Genomic DNA, 18,588 nt, shown 5'->3' on the forward strand with positions numbered 1-18,588 from the left:
CAGGTCTTCTGACGTCCGTCGGGGGGGCCGGCCCCGCCGCCGCGCGCGGGGGGGGCCGGGGGGGGGGCCCCCCCCCCACCCCCCCCCGCCCCGGGGGGGGGGGGGGGGGGGGGGGGGGGGGGGGGGGGGCCCCCCCCCCCCCCGACGGTCAGCGGATCTCGGTGGTGTCCTCGGGCCGCGACTGACCGCGCGGCGGCGCGGACCACGGCGATTCGCCGCCCACCCGGCGCGGCAGCGGCTCGGTCGGCGTCGGATCGGCCGGGTAGCCCAGGGTCAGCGGCGCGGTTTCGCGCTCCGCCGGTTCGGACGACGACCAGTCGGTCAGGGTGAAGTCGTCGCCGCGCGGTGCGTCCACCGGGGCCGGGGCGGCGGCCGGCACGGTCACCGGCTGCGGCCACCGCCGCCAGCGTTGACCGCTGAACGTCGCCATCAGCAGCAGCAGACCGATCAGGAAGAGCGTGCCGTTCTCGACCGGCAGCCGCAGCGGCAGCGGGTCACCGAACACCTTCCACTCGTGCGGGATGGCGTCGCGCACCTCGAACGGTGCCACGAACATCCCGATGTACGGGGTGACCAGCAGCAGCCCGGCCAGCAGTGGCCCCGCCGGCGAGAAACGCAGTGTGCCGAGCAGCCCGAGCAGGACACCGCCGACACCGAGGTACACGGCCGGTTCGATCAGGTTGGCGGTGTTGAAGGTGCCGATCTCCACCCAGCGGTCGACCGTCCGGCTCGACCCGTCCTGCCCGAGCGTGACAAGCACCCACGTGATGGGTGCCACCACCAACCCGGCGAGGAAGCTCCAGAGATGTCGCATCCGCGCACCGTACCGTTTCCGGCATGACCGAGCACCTCTCCGCCGCTCCGACCGGCAAGCCGACGTCGTACTCCCGGGTCACCCTCAGCAAGATCATGACTGCGGTGGACGTCAACCTCTACGGAACCGTCCACGGCGGGGTCCTGATGAAGTTCGTCGACGACGTGGCCGGTGCCGCTGCCGCCCGGCACAGCGGCGGGACGGCGGTCACCGCGGCGATCGACGAGATCGTCTTCTCCGAGGCCGTCCGGGTCGGTGACCTGGTGCACGCGCACGCCCAGGTCAACTGGACCGGGCAGACCTCGATGGAGGTGGGGGTGCGGGTGGTCGCCGAGCGGTGGGACTCGGCCGAGGACGCGCCGGTCCGGGTCGCCACGGCGTACCTGGTCTTCGTCGGGGTGGACGTCGGCGGCGCGCCGCGCACGGTCCGCCCGGTGCTGCCGGAGACGCCGGACGACGAACGCCGGTACCGGGAGGCGGAGATCCGCCGCGAGCACCGCCTGGCCCGCCGACGGGCCATCCAGGCGCACCGGGCCGGCTGAGCTCGAAGGAAGGGCCCCTTCCTAACGCTAAGCGTTAGGAAGGGGCCCTTCCTTCACCCACATGGGTTGGCGCGGTGGAGTGTGGGCCGGGCACGCGTCGATCGGCCCACCCGGTGCGCAGAATGGCGCTTCGAGGTAGGGCAAGATGGCGCCACGGCCCATGCACAGTGTCGTGCGGCCGGGGGGAGGGTGGAGCAGTGGGTGACGTGCTGTGGACGCCGCCGGCGGACGTGCTCGAGCGGTCCCGGATCGGCGGCTACCTGCGCTGGCTGCGGGAGCACCGCGGGCTGGACTTCGCCGACTACGACGCGCTGTGGCGCTGGTCCGTCACCGACCTGGACGGGTTCTGGCGCTCGATCTGGGACCACTTCGAGGTCATCGCGCACACCCCGCCGACGGCCACCCTGGCCGAGCGGACCATGCCCGGCGCCCACTGGTTCCCCGACGCCACCCTCAACTACGCCGAGAACGTGCTGCGCATGCCGGGCCGCGCCGACGACGACCCGGTCGTCATCGCGCACAGCCAGACCCGACCGCCGGTCACCCTCACCGCCGCCGAGCTGCGCGAGCAGGTCCGCCGGGTGTCGGCCGGTCTGCGCCGGCTCGGCGTCACCGCCGGGGACCGGGTGGCGGCGTACGCGCCGAACATCGCCGAGACGTACGTCCTGCTGCTCGCCACCGCCAGCCTGGGCGCAGTCTTCTCGTCCTGCGCGCCCGAGTTCGGCACCCGCAGCGTCACCGACCGGTGGCAGCAGATCGAGCCGACGGTGCTGGTCGCCGTGGACGGCTACCGGTACGGCGACAAGCCCGTCGACCGGCGGGCCGAGGTCAAGGCCATCCGGGCCGCCCTTCCGTCGGTACGGCACACCGTCGGCATCGCGTACCTCGACCCGAACGGCCCGACGCCCGACGGCGTCCTCGACTGGGCGGACCTGGCCGCGCCCACCGACGAGCCGTTGACGTTCACGCCGGTCCCGTTCGACCACCCGCTGTACGTGCTCTACTCCTCAGGCACCACCGGGCTGCCCAAGCCGATCGTCCACGGCCACGGTGGCATCCTGCTGGAACACCTGAAGATGCTCGCCCTGCACCACGACCTCGGCCCGTCCGACCGGTTCTTCTGGTTCACCACCACCGGCTGGATGATGTGGAACTTCCTGGTCTCCGGGCCGGCGGTGGGCGCGGCCATCGTGCTCTTCGACGGCAACCCCGGCCACCCCGACCTCGGCGGGCTGTGGCGACTGGCCGCCGAGACCGGCACCACCTACTTCGGCACCTCGGCGCCGTACCTGCTGGCCTGCCGCAAGGCCGGCGTGGTGCCGCGCGAGATCGCGGACCTGTCCGCGCTGCGCGGCGTCGGTTCCACCGGCGCGCCGCTGCCCGCCGAGGGCTTCCAATGGGTGTACGACACGGTCGGCGACCAGGTGCAGCTCCAGTCGCTGTCCGGCGGCACCGACGTGTGCACGGGCTTCGTCGGCGGAGTGCCGCTGCTGCCCGTGTACGCCGGAGAGATCGCCTGCCGTGCGTTGGGCGCCAAGGTGGAGGCCCGCTCGGCCGACGGCACCCCGGTGATCGGTGAACTGGGCGAGTTGGTGATCACCGAGCCGATGCCGAGCATGCCGGTGGGCTTCTGGAACGACCCGGACGGCGTCCGCTACTCCGAGGCGTACTTCTCGGTCTACCCCGGTGTGTGGCGGCACGGCGACTGGATCACCATCAACGACCGAGGCGGCTGCGTGATCACCGGACGCTCCGACGCCACCCTCAACCGCGGCGGCGTACGACTCGGCACCGCCGAGTTCTACTCGGTGGTCGAAGGGCTCGACGAGGTCGTCGACTCGGTCGTCGTGCACCTGGAGGACGACGAGGGCGGCGCAGGTGAGCTGCTGCTCTTCGTCGTGCTGGCCGACGGCCTGGAACTGGACGACGCGCTGCGCACGAAGATCAGCCGTGAGCTGCGTACGGCGCTCTCCCCCCGGCACGTCCCCGACGAGATCCACCAGGTGCGCGCGGTACCCCGAACCCTCTCGGCCAAGAAGCTTGAGGTACCGGTCAAGAAGATCCTCACCGGCACCCCGGTCGACGACGCAGCGGCGAAGGGTGCCCTGGCCAACCCCGAGTCCCTGACCGCCTTCGCCACCTTCGCCCAGTCCCGCCCCCACCCCTGACCCGGGGCTCCGGACGCCCGACCCCCGCCCCCACATCGCCCCCACCCCCACAGGCCCCGGCTCCGCGCAGGGCTCCCGCCCCCGCACGCGTCGATCATGGAGTTGTGGTGCCCCGTAAGGGGTGCATATCCCTGCCATTCGGCCACCACGACTCCATGATCGACCCGGCCTGGCCCTGGAGCCCCGCGATCTTGCACTTTCTGTCGCCGCCTAAGGGGCATTCCACGCGTATCGGCAACCGAAACTGCAAGATCGCGGGTGCGGGTGCGGGTGCGGGTGCGGGTGCGGGTGCGGGGGGTGTGGGGGCGGGGTGCGGGTGCGGGCTACGGGAGGGAGTGGGTGACCTTTTCGCTGGACAGTCGGGTAGCCAGACGGGTTGGGTCCAGGTTGGCGCAGAGGACCACCGTGGCGGCCCGGGTCAGCGGCGCGAGGAGCCAGTCGACCGGGTCGGGGTAGCGGGCGGCGTCGACCAGGAGACGCGCGCCCCGCTCGATGCCCAGCTCGCCGGCGCGGGCCTCGGCTCGGCTCAGCAGGTGCGCGTCGGTGGGGCCCGGACCCGGCTGTGGGGTGAAGTGGTCGCCGTGCCCGCGTACCTCGACCACATAGTCGGCGAAACCGGGCGGCGCCTGCCGCAGTGGGGCGGCGAGCGGGGCGAGGCCCAGGGCGTAGCGCTCGTCCGCCGGCCAGGACTGCGCCTCGTCGAACCGGTCGGCGGCGGCGAAGAGGACGTCCACGTTTCCCGGCGTGTCGAGGACGCTCAGCTTGGCCGACCAGCAGCCCAGCAGCACGGCGGCGGTCTGCCAGTGCGGAGGGAGCAGGACGCCGGCCGGTGTGCCCGGCGCGAGGCCGACCTCGTCGACGAGGAGATTGGCGGTCTTCGACACCCAGTTCGCCAGGGTCGCGCCGGAGAGTTCGGTGCGGTCTCCGGTGGAGTCGTCGTACCAGGTCAGCAGCGGTCGAGTCGGGTCGGTCGCGATCGCGTCGGCGAAGACCCGGGCAATGTTGTCGGCCATCGGCGCGAACGATACGCCTCCGCGCCCCGTACTCGATGACGATGACAAGTCGGCGTACGGTCGGGTCGCAGTCAGCGTCCGCCCCGTACTCCGGCGTAGGCTTTACCCCCGGAGTGTTGTTCCCCACAGACCCACCCGCAAGGAGTCGCCCCGTGACCGCCGGTCGCCCGCCCCGCGTGCTCATCGACGCCACGAGTGTCCCCGCCGACCGTGGTGGTGTCGGTCGATACGTCGACGGTCTGCTCGGCGCCCTCGGCAAGGTGTGCGGGTCGGGGGTGGAGCTGGCCGTGGTGAGCCTCCGCACCGACCAGGAGCGTTACACCCGGATGCTGCCCGGCGCGGAGATCATCCCCGCCCCGGCGGCGGTGGCGCACCGCCCGGCCCGCCTCGCCTGGGAGCAGACCGGCCTGCCGCTGCTCGCCCAGCAGGTCGGCGCGCACGTGCTGCACTCGCCCTTCTACACCTGCCCGCTGCGGGCCGGGTGCCCGGTGACGGTCACCGTGCACGACGCGACGTTCTTCACCGAGCCGGAGCACTACGACAAGTCTCGCCGGACGTTCTTCCGCAGCGCCATCAAGACGTCGATGCGCCGCGCCGACCGGGTGATCGTGCCCAGCAAGGCCACCCGTGACGAGTTGATCCGGCTGCTCGACGCCGACCCGACCCGCATCGACGTGGCCTACCACGGCGTCGACCACGCCGCCTTCCACGCGCCGAGCGAGGATGAGAAGGCCCGCGTACGTGCTCGGCTGGGGCTGGGCAACAGCAGCTACGTCGCCTTCCTCGGCGCCAAGGAGCCGCGCAAGAACGTACCCAATCTGATCCGGGGTTGGGCTCGCGCGGTGTCCGAGCGGACCGACCCGCCGGCGCTGGTGATCGCCGGCGGGCAGGGGCACGACGACGACATCGACCGCGCGGTGGCCGAGGTGCCGTCGCACCTGCGCCTGCTGCGTCCCGGTTATCTGCGGTACGCCGACCTGCCCGGCTTCCTCGGCGGTGCGCTGGTCGCCGCCTACCCGTCGTACGGCGAGGGGTTCGGCCTGCCGATCCTGGAGGCGATGGCGTGCGCCGCCCCGGTGCTGACCACGCCCCGCCTGTCGCTGCCCGAGGTGGGTGGCGACGCGGTCGCGTACACCTCGGAGGACCCGGACCAGATCGCCACCGACCTGGCCGCCCTGCTGGACGACGAGCAGCGCCGGTTGTCGCTGGCGAAGGCCGGCTTCGACCGGGCCAAGGAGTTCACCTGGGAGTCCAGCGCCGAGGTGCACATCGCTGCGTGGAGTCGTGCCCGTTCGTGACCGTTCGGGCGCCCTCGTGGTGACCCGTGCCACTGCGGGACGATGCGTCGGGCATGATGTGCGGATGCTTTATGCGGTCATCCCGGCAGGTGGCAGCGGCACAAGGTTGTGGCCGTTGTCCCGCGCCGGCCACCCCAAGTTCCTCCACCCGCTGACCGGCACCAGTTCCTCGCTGTTGCAGGCGACCGTGGAGCGGCTCGCGCCGCTGACCACGCCGGATCGGACCCTTGTGGTCACCGGCGCCGCGCACGTCGCGGCGGTCGCCCGGCAGCTCACCGGGCTGCCGGAGGAGAACATCCTGGTCGAGCCGTCCCCCCGGGACTCCTGCGCGGCGATCGCGCTGGCCGCGGCGGTGATCGCGGTCCGCGATCCGGAGGCGGTGATGGGCAGCTTCGCGGCCGACCACCTGATCCGTGACCCGGACAGCTGGGTGCGTACGGTCCAGGAGGCGGTCCGGGGCGCCGAGCAGGGCATGCTGATGACCGTCGGGATCACCCCGACCAGGCCGGAGACCGGGTACGGCTATCTGGAGACCGACGAGGCCACCGACGGCGCCCCGTGGCGGCAGGTGGCCGAGTTCAAGGAGAAGCCGGCAGCCGAGGTCGCCGAGGCGTACGTCCGATCGGGTCGACACCTCTGGAACGCCAGCATGTTCGTCTGGCGGGTGGACGTGTTCCTCGCCGAGCTGGCCCGTCAGCAGCCGGCGCTGCACGCTGGGGTCACCGCGATCGCCGCTGCCTGGGGCACGCCGGAGCAGGACGATGTCCTCGGCACGGTGTGGCCGACGCTGCCGAAGATCTCCGTCGACTACGCGGTGATGGAGGGCGCGGCCACCGCGGGCCGGGTGGCCACCGTGCCGGGTGACTTCGGCTGGAACGACGTCGGCGACTTCCACACCCTCGGCGACGTGCTCCCCGCGGATGACGCGGGCAACGTGGTGCTCGGTACGGACGCCAAGCCGGGCGTGCTGCTGCGGGACACCGCCGACCTGGTCGTGGTGCCACAGTCGGGTCGGCTGGTGGCGGTCATCGGTGTGCGTGACCTGATCGTGGTGGACACCCCGGACGCGGTGCTGGTCTGTCCGCGCGAGCGGGCCCAGGACGTCAAGCTGCTGGTCGACGAGCTCAAGGAGCGCGGCGAAGAGGGCTACATCTGACGTCCGGTGCGTGACGCTGGCGACGGGAACTCCCGTCGCCAGCGCTGCGTCACCACCTTTGGAGGGCGGTGAGGGCCGGCTCGACGAGTTGTGCGGTCCCGCCGGCCAGCGGCTCGGGCAGCCGGTCGGGCGGGAACCACCCCAGCGCCTCGGACTCGTCGCTGACCTGCTCGACCGCGTCGGCCGGGGCGACCACGGCGAACCGGATGTCGTAGTGGCGCGAGCCGCCCTGGCACTGCACCTCGTGCACGTCGATGTCGATCGGCACCGGGTCGATGCGCAGCCCGGTGATGCCGGATTCCTCGGTGGCCTCGCGCAGCGCGGCCCCGACAAGGGTCCGGTCGACCGGCTCACAGTGCCCGCCGAGCTGCACCCACCGGCTGAACTTGGCGTGTAGGCAGAGCAGTACCCGCGCCCCGGTCGGGTCCAGCACCAGCGCGCTCGCGGTGACGTGGCCGGGGCGGTGTTGTCGGCTCATCGCGATCGGCCCGGCGGCGAGCAATGCGAGGGTGCGATCCCGTGCCTCGGCCGACGCCGAGCTGGTCGGCTGCCAACCTTCGAGCAGCGCGACCGCGTCGGCGTGCAGTGCCGCGAACGTCGTGGGATCGATGGGGTCGACGGTGGGTCCGGTCATCGCGGTGTCGGGCATCCCGTCACTCTACGAGCGGTCGGCTCTCGGCCTGGCCGGCGACGCGTACCACGGCGGCGGGGTGACCGGACGACACCTCTGCGGAGCAAGGGCCGCAGACCCTCGTGGTGCCGCCCGATCACCGGTCCTCCCCAGTCCCGGTGCCCCGGCGTCGAACGCGTCAAGGACGCGTCGGTGCCGTGCGCGGGCACTGGAAGCATGCCTAACCGTCCCCGAGGGCGTCGAGGTTTTTCAGTCCAGGCTTAAAGATGGAGATAACTGCCGGCCAGGTAGAGTCGAAATGGCCGTCCGGCATCCCTCTGCCGGCGGCACGGGAGTGCTCCATGCTGAAGATCCACTTTTCCGGCGAGGACATCCTCCGGACCCGGGTGGCACCGGCGGCCGACCCGGTCTGGGAGTTGGTCCTCAGCCTGCACGCGTTGCAGAGCCGCAACCGCGACCCGCTGACGTCGGCGTGGCGGCACACCGTGACCCGCGGGCTACGCCGGGACATCGCCTCCGACCAGCTCCGACTGCTCTTCGCCCTGAATCCGCCGCGCGGCTACTTTCCCGACTTCCTCACCCCGTACGCCAGTGTGGAAGGTTTCGAGGCAGGCTTGGAAGCGGTTCGCAGCACGCCGATCGAGGTGCTCCAGCGGGACCTGACCCTGGTGGCCGCCGAGAACCCGCTGCCCGCCTCGGCCGCCGCGCTGGCCCGTGGCGACGTGGCGACACTGCGGCACCTCGCGGATTCGATGGAGCAGTACCGGGCGTTGGCGATCGGCCCGTACTGGAGCCGGATCCAGGCCGCCGTCGCGGCGGACCGTAACCGTCGTGCGCGCGCCCTCCTCGACGGCGGCGTCGAGGCCCTCCTGACCAGCCTGCGCCCGACCATGCGCTGGTCGGGCGGGGTGCTCGAGGTGCGTGACTACCCGCACAGCCGCGAGTTGCACCTGGACGGGCGAGGGCTGCTGCTGGTGCCGTCGTTCTTCTGCGCACCCACGCCGGTCGCCCTGCTCGACCCGGCGCTGCCGCCCGTCCTGGTCTATCCCGTGGACCGGCTGGGCGGCCTCGCCGCCGCCGACGGCGAGGCGTCGGCCGCGACCGGTACCGGCCGTGACTCGCTGGCCGCGCTTCTCGGCCGGACCAGGGCCGCGGTGCTACAGGCCAGCGACGACGGCTGTACGACGGGTGAGATGGCCCGTCGGCTCGACATCTCCCCGGCGGCGGCGAGCCAGCACGCCACCGTGCTGCGCAACGCCGGCCTGCTCGTCAGCCACCGCGACCGCAACACCGTGCTGCACACGCTGACCCCGCTGGGCCGAGCCGTCCTGGAGGCCTAACCCCACCCCACCCGATTCATCATGAAGTTATTGCCCGGACACGCCGAGGCAGCGGGTAATAACTTCATGATCAATGCCGAGGTCGGCCGGGCCGGGCGGGGCCGGGCGGCCGGGTGGCGGGATTACAGGGCTAGGGCGGCGCTTGCTGGGCTGCCGGCGGGTGGGGGCAGCAGCGTCGAGCCGACGCCCTCGGCGGCCAGGGCGATGCGCAGCCGGTGCAGGTCGGCGCCGAAGCGGACCAGGTCCATCGGGTCGACCGGCGCCGGGGCGGTGCCGAGTACCAGCGCGGTGGCGTCGGTGGGCCAGCCGGGCACCTCGGCGACCAGGCCGGCGCGTACCTCTGCCTCGTCGACGAGCGTGAAGACCGTGCCCGGGGTGACCACCTCGGCCACCGCGTCGAGCGCCCGCCGCACCGTGGCGGGGTCGATCGGCTCGGGGCCGACGGTCTCGACGAGGGTCGCGGCGTCGGCCAGCCCGGCGGCCCGGGCCTCGGCGGTGCCCAACGAGAAGAGGTCCTGCGCGGCGTCCCGGACCAGCGCACGCGCGCCACCGGAGTCGTCCGCGCCGGTGGCGGTGAGGTAGCCCCGCACCACTGCCACCGGGACCTGGTCACACTTACCCTTGATCAACTCGCCGGCGCCCGCCAGCTCGTCCACCACGGCCATCTGGGTGAGCTGGAGCTCGTTGCCGTACGGGTCGACCTCGCCCCGGTGGTCGCGGATGGCCGGCATGCCGGCGACCCCGAGCGCGACGTCGGTCAGCCCGTTCCGCCAGGGCCGGCCCATGGTGTCGCTGACGATCACCGCGACGTCGAGGTCGTACCGTTCCCGGAGCGCGGCGCGCAGCTCCCGTGCCGACGCGTCCGGGTCCACGGGTAACAGCACCAGCCGGGTCTTGTCGACGTTCGACGCGTCGATCCCGGCGGACGCCATCACGAACCCGTGGTGGGTCTGCACGATCCGGGTCGCGCCCCGGCTGGCCACGACCCGCGCGGTCTCGGCCGCCAGCACCTCCTCGCGTGCGGCGAGCCGCTCGGGCCCGTCCGCCGGGACGTCGACCAGGCGCCCCTCCGCCTTGGAGACGATCTTGCTGGTCACCACCAGCACGTCGCCGTCGCGCAGCCACGGCGCGGCGGTGGCGATCAACGCCGCCAGGTCGTCGCCCTCGGTCACGTGGCCGATGCCCAGCACCGGCAGGATCTCCAGCCTCACGTCAACTCCACCGCGGCGCGGACCATCGCCGCCGTCGCCGCCTCGTCGGTCATCCGCAGCGGCACCGCGCGGACCGTCACCTCCGGCACCAGCGTGTCGGCGTCCTCCTCGGCGACCAGCCAGCCGTCCAGCAGGCCGCCGGCCGACCGGCCACCGTACAGGCGGCCCACCCCCGCGGCGCTGCACTCAACCCCGAGCACCTCGAGACAGCGGTCGGCCATCCCGCGTACCGGCGCGCCGCCGATGATCGGCGAGACCCCCACCACCGGCGCCGGGCCGTCCACCACGGCCTCACGCATCCCGGGTACGGCGAGCACGGGCGCGACGCTCACCACCGGATTGCTCGGGGCGACCAGCACCAGGTCGGCCGCCCCGATGGCGTCCAGCACACCCGGTGCCGGCTTCGCCGTCTCCGCGCCCACGAACACGAAACGGTGGGTCGGGATGTTCGCCCGGTACCGCACCCACCACTCCTGGAAGTGGATGGCCCGCTGGCCCTGGTCGTCCTCGGCAGCGGGCTCACCGCCGCCGCTGACGATGGCGTGGGTCTCCAGCCGGTCGTCGGTCGCCGGGAGCAGGCGTACGCCCGGTTGCCAGCGGCTCGCCAGCGCCTCGGTGACCGCGCTGAGCGGGTAACCACCGTTGAGCATGGTGCTGCGGACCAGGTGGGTGGCGATGTCCTTGTCGCCGAGGCCGAACCAGGTGGGCTCGACGCCGTACCCGGCCAGCTCCTCCTTGACCGTCCAGCTCTCACCGACCCGGCCCCAGCCCCGCTCCGGGTCGGCGCCGCCGCCGAGGGTGTACATGACGCTGTCCAGATCGGGGCAGATCTTCAACCCGTGCAGCCACAGGTCGTCGCCGACGTTGACCACGGCGGTCACCTCGGCGTCGACCTCGCGGGCGTACGCCCGGACGCCGAGCAGGAACCGGGCGCCCCCGATGCCGCCGGCCAGAACCACGATGCGCATGTCGACCATCCTCGCGTACGTGACGCCTCCGGTCCGCCGGTGCCCGGGGAGACTAGGCTCACGTGCGCCCTGTCCGTCAATGCCCCGAGGGGGAGCTCGTGACCAGCCCCGCCGAGCCCGCGTCCGCCGACGCGACGCAGGCCCGCCAGCTGACCAAGCCACTGCGCGAACTGGGTGCGCTCGCCCTGCTCGGCGCGAACGCCGTGTTCCTTTTCGTGGGGCTGCTCCGGTTGCTCATTCCGGCCGACTACACCGACTTCACCGGTCGGGCGGGCAGTTCCTTCTTCTCGTTCATCGGGGTGGAGGCGGTGGTCCTGCCGTTGCTGGCCGTGCTGCTGGCGACCCACGTCGCGCCGGTGCTGCCGAAGGCGAAGCTCATCACGCAGGTGGCGCTCGGCGAGTACGCGGTCAGCGCGCTGTTCGGCACGCTCACCATGCTGATCTGGACGGTCGGCCGGCTCGCCGAGGCGGAGATCCTCGACGCGCTGCTCGGCGTGCTGACCCGCTTCGCCTGGCTGGTGATCTTCGCGGTGGCCGCCTGGGTGGTGTTCACGATCTGGCGGGCGTTCTACTACGTGCCCAAGCCCAAGCCGCAGCAGGGCGTCTACGGGCAGCCGCCGCAGGGCTGGCCGCAGCAGCCCGGTGGTTGGCCGGCCCCCGGTCAGCCCGGTGGTCAGCCGCAGGCCGGTTGGGCCGCCCCCGGCCAGCCGGGCGGCTACCCGCAGGCGGGTCAGCCGGGCGGCTACCCGCCGGCGCAGTTCCCGGGCCAGTACGGCCAGCCGTCGCCGCCGTTCCAGGCCCCGCAGTCCGCGCCGCCGTTCCCCCAGTCCGCGCCGCCGCACCCGCAGTCAGCACCGCCGTTCCCGCAGTCCGCGTCGCCGGCCAACCCGGGCCCGCAGTCCGCGCCGCCGGCCCACACCAGCCCGCAGTCCGCCCCGCCGGGCAACCCGGGACCGCAGTTCGCGCAGCCCGCGCCACCGTTCGGGCAGCCGCCGTCGGCCGACCCGACCCAGGCGATCCCGCGTCAGTCGGCCGAGCCGAGCCCTGCCGACCCGACCCAGGCGATCCCGCGTCCCGCGAACGAGGACAACGACCGCACCCAGCACATCAACCCCGAAGGCCCGCGCTGACCTGCACACCGCCAACCTCGCGCCGATCTTGCACTTTCGGTTGTCGGTTCGCGTGAAATACCCCAGGTGCCACCACAGAAAGTGCAAGATCGGCGAGCGGGTGCCGATCTTGCACTTTCTGTTGTCGTTATGAGTGCGATGCCCCTCGTGTCGCCACAGCAACTGCAAGATCGGCGAGGGCCGGGGTCGCGGGCTGTCGGGGCGGGGGTGGGTTGGGTGGGGGTTTGGGGCGCATAGGGTGAGCGGATGGTTGATCGCACCCAATCCGGCCCCAGCGAGGCGAGCGTGCGGCGGGCCCTGGGTCGGGCCGCCGCCGGCCGGGCGCTGGACCTTGACGAGGCGACCGCGCTGCTCGCCGCCCGTGGTGAGGCGCTGGACGAGCTGCTCCGGGTGGCCGGTCAGATCCGCGACGCCGGGCTGCGGGAGGCGGGGCGGCCGGGTGTCGTCACGTACTCGAAGAAGGTCTTCATCCCGCTGACCCGGCTCTGTCGGGACCGCTGCCACTACTGCACCTTCGCCACTGTGCCGCACCGCCTGCCGGCGCCGTTCCTGGACCGCGACGAGGTGCTGGCCATCGCCCGCGAGGGCGCCGCGCAGGGCTGCAAGGAGGCCCTGTTCACTCTCGGTGACCGGCCGGAGGAGCGGTGGCCGGCGGCCCGTACGTGGCTGGACGAGCGCGGCTACGACTCCACCCTGGACTACCTGCGCGCCTGCGCGGTGGCCGTGCTGGAGGAGACGGGCCTGTTGCCGCACCTCAACCCGGGGGTGCTGTCCTGGTCGGAGCTGCAACGGCTCAAGCCGGTCGCGCCGAGCATGGGCATGATGTTGGAGACCACCGCGACCCGCCTGTGGTCCGAGCCGGGCGGCCCGCACTACGGCTCACCCGACAAGGAGCCGGCGGTCCGGCTGCGGGTGCTCGACGACGCCGGGCGGGTCGGGGTGCCGTTCACCACCGGGCTGCTCATCGGCATCGGCGAGACGCCGGCCGAGCGGGTGGACGCGCTGTTCGCGATCCGTCGCGCCCACCGCGAGTACGGCCACCTCCAGGAGGTGATCGTGCAGAACTTCCGCGCCAAGCCGGACACGGCGATGCGGGGGATGCCCGACGCGGAGCTGCACGACCTGGCCGCCACGGTGGCCGTGGCCCGGCTGCTGCTCGGCCCGAAGGCCCGCATCCAGGCCCCGCCGAACCTCATCGCCGGCGAGTACGACCTGTTGCTGCGGGCCGGTATCGACGACTGGGGCGGCGTCTCGCCGCTCACCCCGGACCACGTGAATCCGGAGCGCCCGTGGCCGCAGATCGAGGAGCTGGCCCGGCACACCGAGTTGGCCGGGTTCACGCTGCGGGAGCGGTTGACGATCTACCCCGAGTACGTGCGGGCGGGTGACCCGTGGCTCGACCCGAGGCTGCTGCCGCACGTGTCCGCCCTCGCCGACCCGGCGACCGGCATGGCGGTCGAGTCGGCCCTCCCGCAGGGCCGGCCCTGGCAGGAGCCGGAGGAGGTGTTCGGCGGGCGGACCGATCTGCACGCCACCATCGACACCACCGGCCGCACTGACGACCGGCGCGGTGACTTCGACAGCGTCTACGGCGACTGGGCCGAGGTCGCCGGCAAGGTGACCCCGGAGGCGGCAGCGCAACGGGTCGCCGTACCCCCGATGACGGCCGGCAGTGGCGCGGACCGCGACCTTACGGCCGGGTTGCGGCTCGCGGCCGACGACCCGGCGGCGCTGCTCGACCCGGCCCACACCGACGCGGCGTTGGCGCTGTTCGCCGCGGACGGGCCGGCGCTGGACGAGCTGTGCCGGCTCGCCGACGACGTGCGCCGGGACGCGGTCGGCGACGACGTGACCTACGTGGTCAACCGCAACATCAACTTCAGCAACGTCTGCTACGTGGGCTGCCGGTTCTGCGCGTTCGCGCAGCGTGAGCGGGACGCCGACGCCTACCGGCTCTCCGTCGACCAGGTCGCCGACCGGGCCGAGGAGGCATGGGCGGCCGGTGCCAGCGAGGTCTGCCTCCAGGGCGGGATCGACCCGAAGATGCCGGTCACCGGGTACGCCGACATCGTCCGCGCCATCAAGGCCCGGGTGCCCGAGATGCACGTGCACGCCTTCTCCCCGATGGAGATCGTCACCGCCGCCGCCAAGGCGGGCGTGCCGGTCCGCGAGTGGCTGACCCAGCTCCGCGAGGCCGGGCTGGACACCATCCCGGGCACCGCCGCGGAGATCCTCGACGACGACGTGCGCTGGGTGCTCACCAAGGGCAAACTGCCGGCCGCCGCCTGGGTCGACGTGGTCAGCACGGCCCACGAGCTGGGCATCCGGTCCAGCTCCACGATGATGTACGGCCACGTCGACCACCCGGGGCAGTGGCTGGCGCACTTTAGGGTGCTGGCCGGCGTGCAGGACCGTACCGGTGGGTTCACCGAGTTCGTGGCGCTACCGTTCGTGCACACCAACGCGCCGATCTACCTGGCCGGCATCGCCCGTCCCGGACCGACCTGGCGGGAGAACCGGGTGGTGCACGCGATGTCCCGGCTGCTGCTGCACGGCCGGATCGACAACATCCAGTGCTCCTGGGTGAAGCTCGGCGACGAGGGCACGGTGGCGATGCTCCAGGGCGGCTGCAACGACCTGGGCGGCACGCTCATGGAGGAGACCATCTCCCGGATGGCGGGGTCCGGCAACGGTTCGGCGCGTACCGAGGAGCAGTTGCGGGCCATCGCGACGGCGGCCGGGCGGCCGGCGCGCAAGCGGACGACCGCATACGGTCACGCTCGGCGCTGAGGTCGAACCTTTTCCCGCCGTCGGCCGTACCAAGCGGTGCCGGCGGCGGTCGCGGCGAGGGCCGCCGCCGGTGTTCCCCCAGGGGCCCGGCGACGTCGGTCGGCGGCACCGGACCCGTCACCGCGGGCGCGTGCGCGCCGCCGCCGGAAAGGTTCCCCATGACCACTGATCAGCGGAAGCGGCCCTGGCCGCGACTGACCCGCCGGCAGACGTTGACCGCCGCGGCCAGCGCCACCCTCGGCGCCGCCGCGCTCACCGTGCCGGGCCTGTCGGCCGCCCAGAACGCGCCGGGCGCGGCGGGTCGGGCCGACGAGCCGATCGTCGTGCACCTGCGCGACGCCGCGTCGGGAACGATGGACGTCTTCGTCGGTGAGTCCCGGATCGAGGTACGCGACCGCGGCCTCGCGGACCGGCTGCGCCGCGCCGCCAAGCGCTGACCAGCGCCTTCGCCCGGCGCTGACCAGCGCCCCGTCCGCCAACAGTCCCCGCCCAGTGAGGTTGGTCCGCCATGTCTTCCCACCGCGAGGCCCCGGAGATAGCCAAGGATCCGGTCGCCGACAGCTCCGACCTTTACGCGTTCGTGAGCCCCGACAAGCCCGACACGGTCACGCTGATCGCCAACTACGTGCCGTTGCAGCTTCCGTCCGGGGGGCCGAACTTCTTCGAGTTCGGCGACGACGTGCGTTACGAGATCCACATCGACAACAACGGTGACGGTCATCCCGACGTCACCTACCGGTTCGAGTTCACGACCGAGATCACCAACCCGAACAGCTTCCTCTACAACACCGGGCCGATCGAGTCGCTCGACAGCAAGAACTGGAACCGCCGGCAGTTCTACAGCCTGACCCGGATCACCGACGGCAAGGAGCACCGGCTCGCGCACAAGCTCCCCTGCCCGCCGTGCAACGTCGGACCGCTGTCCACGCCGAAGTACGCCGACCTCGTACGCCAGGCCACGTACACCCTGTCGACGGGGGAGCGGGTTTTCGCCGGGCAACGCGCGGACGGCTTCTTCGTCGACCTGGGAGCGATCTTCGATCTCGGTACGCTGCGGCCGTTCCAGCAGTTGCACGTGGCCGGCAAGAAGATCTTCAAGGCCGAGGGGGAGCCGGTCAACGCCACCGACCGGATGAACGTGCACAGCATCGCCCTGCAGGTGCCGCTGAAGCAGGTACGTCGTCGCGCCAACCGGTACGGTCCGGCGGACGCCGCGTCGGTGCTGGGGGTGTGGACGTCCGCGTCGCGCCGGCAGGTCCGGGTGCTCGGCGACCGGGGTGGGGCGGACACCTCCACCGGTCCGTTCACCCAGGTCTCCCGGCTGGGCAATCCGCTGTTCAACGAGGTCATCGTGCCGATGTCCAAGAAGGACCTGTGGAACTCGCTGCCACCGTCGGAGGACAAGCGGTTCGCCCGCTTCGTCGAGCAGCCCGAGTTGGCCGCCCTGCTGCCGGCCCTCTACCCGGACGTCTTCCCCAACCTGGACAAGCTCAACAAGTCCAAGAAGGCGCGGGCCGACCTGGTGGCGATCCTGCTCACCGGCGTACCCGCTGGTCTGATCGACGGCTTCACGAACGCCACCGGCGAGGTGCAGGCCGACATGCTGCGGTTGAACACGGCCATCGCGCCGAACCGGCGGCCGGACCGGTTCGGGGTGCTCGGCGGCGACCTGGCCGGCTTCCCGAACGGGCGGCGGGTCGGTGACGACGTGGTCAGCATCGCGCTGCGGGCGATCGCCGGGGTGACCGTACCGTTGGTGGACAAGACGTTCCGCCCGGACGCGGCGGCCGGCGCGGTCACCCCGGGGCTCAGCGCCGCCGACGTGACGGCGCCGTTCCTGGCGAACTTCCCCTACCTGGGTACGCCGTACGACGGGTTCAACAACCCGCCGGCGTCGTCCTGACGTCGGGCGGGGGAGTGGCGATGCACGAACACACGTACGGTCCGTCGGAGACGGGGAGTGTCGTCCTCGACCTGGGCGGCGACACCGGCGCCCTGATCATCTACACCGGTCGGGATCTGCACGGCCGGGAGATCGAGATCAGCCGCGGTGACGATCGGCGGGTCCACTCGGCGGTCCGGGAGCGCCGGGTCCGGGACGGCTCGTTCCACAGTGCGGTCTACCCCGATCTGCCCGAGGGCATGTATACCGTCTGGTGGGATGAAAACACGTCAGCGGGGACGGTTTCTGTCCATGGTGGAGCAATAGCCGAGTTCGCCTGGCCGAGCAGCGGTTTTGGGGCTACCGGCTGACCTCGACGGACCCTGTTTCCCCTCGCACCCCGTCCACATTGTGGGCGGGGTGCGAACGCTGTCCACGGCTGGACGGGCGGTCTGCGTCGCGCCGCGTTAACCTGTCCCCCACCAAGATCAGCTTTGCGGAGGGGGTACCCGTGCTCCACGGTCGGCGGGCCGTCCGGGGGAGCGCCACGGCAGAAAAGTCGGGCAACTCGCCGGAGAGGGCGTTACTCGGCCGGGGTCTGAATCGATAGGGCAGGTTGCGAGGCTGGACGGTCCTGGTGGCCGGCCAGGGTTGTCGGGAGGGCGACTCCATTATCAAGTTTGGCTTGACGGCGCACGCATTACACGCGTGTAATTTGAATGGGGTTGTTCGCACGGAACGCAACAAAACGGGACCGGACGGACACGCACGCCTTTCGCGTGGGGGGTTGCAGCGGCGATGACGCCGGTGCGCGACAAGGAGGCATTTGATGGACGGCCAGCTTGAGGTGGCCGACCTGCTCGGAAACGCGCCGGAGTGGCAGGAGCGGGCCTTGTGCTCGCAGACCGACCCCGAGGCGTTCTTTCCCGAGAAGGGCGGCTCGACCCGCGAGGCGAAGCGAATCTGCTCGCGCTGCGAGGTCAAGACCGAATGCCTCGAATACGCTCTCGGCCACGACGAGCGGTTCGGTATCTGGGGTGGGCTCTCGGAGCGGGAACGGCGCAAGTTGAAGCGGCGCGCCGCCTGATCGGTACGGCGTCGGGGGTGGTGCGGAGTCGAGGCGGTGGGGGCCGCCCGGCTCAGGCCAGCTCGTCGGGGTCGACCCCGAGCAGGTTCGCCACCTGCTCGATGATCACGTCATGGACGAGGTCGGCGAGATCTTCGCGGTCCATCGCCCGGAACTCCAGGGGTCGGCGGTACAGCACGATCCGGGGCGGCACCTCCTGGCGGCCGGGGCGACCCGGCAGCAGCCGGGCCAGCGGCACCTCGCCGTCCTCCAGCACATCCGAGTCGTAGACGTTCAGGTCCGGCGGGACGTCCTCGACCGCGAACTCGACGCCGGCCAACTCCTTGGCGAAGCGTCGCTCCAACGTCTCGACGGTGTCCAACACCAGGTCGTCGAAGACCTCCGCCTTGGTCCGCGCCAGCGGCACCGTCGCCGGCACCAGGCGCCCGCGCAGGCCACGCCCGTGCCGGTCGCGGTGCGCACGCCGGCCGGGGTCGGGGCGGCGGTGTTCCGGGCTCGTCATGAGGCAAAGGGTAGCCCCCGTGCCGGGTCGGCCAGCGGCACCGCCGCCAGCGTGGC

The 18,588-nt window shown here is 72.2% G+C and carries 17 protein-coding genes; 11 read left to right on the forward strand and 6 right to left on the reverse strand.

Going from position 1 to position 18,588, the window contains the following annotated elements; all coding sequences use genetic code 11:
• Positions 1 to 148: 148 nt before the first annotated feature.
• Positions 149 to 814 carry a hypothetical protein gene (locus ACIBTX_RS15590; protein ID WP_357129996.1) on the reverse strand — a complete coding sequence of 222 codons (666 nt, stop codon included), beginning with the start codon at positions 812 to 814 and terminating at the stop codon, positions 149 to 151.
• Positions 815 to 837: 23 nt separating this feature from the next.
• Between ACIBTX_RS15590 and ACIBTX_RS15595 the strand changes: the two genes are divergently transcribed.
• Both ACIBTX_RS15595 and ACIBTX_RS15600 read left to right on the forward strand, forming a co-directional pair.
• Positions 838 to 1,356: a hotdog domain-containing protein gene (locus tag ACIBTX_RS15595; protein WP_355048801.1), complete on the forward strand. Its 519-nt coding sequence runs from the start codon at positions 838 to 840 to the stop codon at positions 1,354 to 1,356.
• Between the two features lie 197 nt (positions 1,357 to 1,553).
• On the forward strand, positions 1,554 to 3,524 hold the full coding sequence (locus ACIBTX_RS15600; RefSeq protein WP_357174891.1) for an acetoacetate--CoA ligase: 1,971 nt from the start codon (positions 1,554 to 1,556) through the stop codon (positions 3,522 to 3,524).
• Positions 3,525 to 3,847: 323 nt separating this feature from the next.
• On the opposite strand, the gene ACIBTX_RS15605 is transcribed toward ACIBTX_RS15600, so the two are convergent.
• Positions 3,848 to 4,537, reverse strand: a complete 690-nt coding sequence (locus ACIBTX_RS15605) for a TIGR03089 family protein (RefSeq protein ID WP_357129989.1) — start codon at positions 4,535 to 4,537, stop codon at positions 3,848 to 3,850.
• A gap of 152 nt (positions 4,538 to 4,689) precedes the next feature.
• Between ACIBTX_RS15605 and ACIBTX_RS15610 the strand changes: the two genes are divergently transcribed.
• Together ACIBTX_RS15610 and ACIBTX_RS15615 are read left to right on the forward strand one after the other, a co-directional pair.
• The gene (locus ACIBTX_RS15610; RefSeq protein ID WP_357129986.1) at positions 4,690 to 5,835 is read left to right on the forward strand and encodes a glycosyltransferase family 1 protein; all 1,146 of its coding nucleotides are present in this window, start codon (positions 4,690 to 4,692) and stop codon (positions 5,833 to 5,835) included.
• Between the two features lie 64 nt (positions 5,836 to 5,899).
• Entirely contained in the window at positions 5,900 to 6,991 is a 1,092-nt protein-coding gene (locus ACIBTX_RS15615) for a sugar phosphate nucleotidyltransferase (protein ID WP_357129983.1), read from the forward strand.
• Between the two features lie 49 nt (positions 6,992 to 7,040).
• Here the strand turns inward: ACIBTX_RS15615 and ACIBTX_RS15620 are convergent, their stop codons facing one another.
• Positions 7,041 to 7,625: an NUDIX hydrolase gene (locus ACIBTX_RS15620; RefSeq protein ID WP_396832711.1), complete on the reverse strand. Its 585-nt coding sequence runs from the start codon at positions 7,623 to 7,625 to the stop codon at positions 7,041 to 7,043.
• 338 nt (positions 7,626 to 7,963) lie between these two features.
• On the opposite strand from ACIBTX_RS15620, the gene ACIBTX_RS15625 reads away from it, so the two are divergent.
• On the forward strand, positions 7,964 to 8,962 hold the full coding sequence (locus tag ACIBTX_RS15625) for a winged helix-turn-helix domain-containing protein (protein WP_357129977.1): 999 nt from the start codon (positions 7,964 to 7,966) through the stop codon (positions 8,960 to 8,962).
• A gap of 122 nt (positions 8,963 to 9,084) precedes the next feature.
• Here ACIBTX_RS15625 and ACIBTX_RS15630 read toward each other — a convergent pair whose 3' ends face one another.
• Both ACIBTX_RS15630 and cofD read right to left on the reverse strand, forming a co-directional pair.
• A complete protein-coding gene (locus tag ACIBTX_RS15630; RefSeq protein ID WP_357129974.1) occupies positions 9,085 to 10,173 on the reverse strand; it encodes a coenzyme F420-0:L-glutamate ligase in 1,089 nt (362 codons plus the stop codon).
• Positions 10,170 to 11,141 carry a 2-phospho-L-lactate transferase gene (gene cofD / locus ACIBTX_RS15635; protein ID WP_357129971.1) on the reverse strand — a complete coding sequence of 324 codons (972 nt, stop codon included), beginning with the start codon at positions 11,139 to 11,141 and terminating at the stop codon, positions 10,170 to 10,172. The genes ACIBTX_RS15630 and cofD overlap by 4 nt, the downstream gene beginning before the upstream one ends.
• 98 nt (positions 11,142 to 11,239) lie before the next feature.
• Between cofD and ACIBTX_RS15640 the strand changes: the two genes are divergently transcribed.
• The 6 genes from ACIBTX_RS15640 to ACIBTX_RS15665 all read left to right on the forward strand — a co-directional run bounded on the left by ACIBTX_RS15640 (position 11,240) and on the right by ACIBTX_RS15665 (position 18,030).
• Complete coding sequence (locus ACIBTX_RS15640) at positions 11,240 to 12,271, forward strand: hypothetical protein (protein ID WP_357129968.1); 1,032 nt, start codon at positions 11,240 to 11,242, stop codon at positions 12,269 to 12,271.
• A 246-nt stretch (positions 12,272 to 12,517) separates the two neighbouring features.
• The gene (locus tag ACIBTX_RS15645; RefSeq protein ID WP_357394379.1) at positions 12,518 to 15,061 is read left to right on the forward strand and encodes a bifunctional FO biosynthesis protein CofGH; all 2,544 of its coding nucleotides are present in this window, start codon (positions 12,518 to 12,520) and stop codon (positions 15,059 to 15,061) included.
• A gap of 158 nt (positions 15,062 to 15,219) precedes the next feature.
• Positions 15,220 to 15,498, forward strand: a complete 279-nt coding sequence (locus ACIBTX_RS15650) for a hypothetical protein (protein WP_357129962.1) — start codon at positions 15,220 to 15,222, stop codon at positions 15,496 to 15,498.
• A gap of 71 nt (positions 15,499 to 15,569) precedes the next feature.
• Positions 15,570 to 16,964, forward strand: coding sequence for a DUF4331 domain-containing protein (locus tag ACIBTX_RS15655; RefSeq protein ID WP_357174882.1), 1,395 nt, complete (start codon positions 15,570 to 15,572; stop codon positions 16,962 to 16,964).
• A 20-nt stretch (positions 16,965 to 16,984) separates the two neighbouring features.
• Positions 16,985 to 17,314, forward strand: coding sequence for a phospholipase (locus tag ACIBTX_RS15660; protein WP_357129956.1), 330 nt, complete (start codon positions 16,985 to 16,987; stop codon positions 17,312 to 17,314).
• 458 nt (positions 17,315 to 17,772) lie between these two features.
• Complete coding sequence (locus tag ACIBTX_RS15665; RefSeq protein ID WP_007455784.1) at positions 17,773 to 18,030, forward strand: WhiB family transcriptional regulator; 258 nt, start codon at positions 17,773 to 17,775, stop codon at positions 18,028 to 18,030.
• A 52-nt stretch (positions 18,031 to 18,082) separates the two neighbouring features.
• Here the strand turns inward: ACIBTX_RS15665 and ACIBTX_RS15670 are convergent, their stop codons facing one another.
• Positions 18,083 to 18,532 carry a metallopeptidase family protein gene (locus ACIBTX_RS15670; protein ID WP_396832634.1) on the reverse strand — a complete coding sequence of 150 codons (450 nt, stop codon included), beginning with the start codon at positions 18,530 to 18,532 and terminating at the stop codon, positions 18,083 to 18,085.
• Positions 18,533 to 18,588: the final 56 nt, after the last annotated feature.

The organism is Micromonospora sp. NPDC049359, assembly GCF_044466585.1.
GTDB lineage: Bacteria > Actinomycetota > Actinomycetes > Mycobacteriales > Micromonosporaceae > Micromonospora.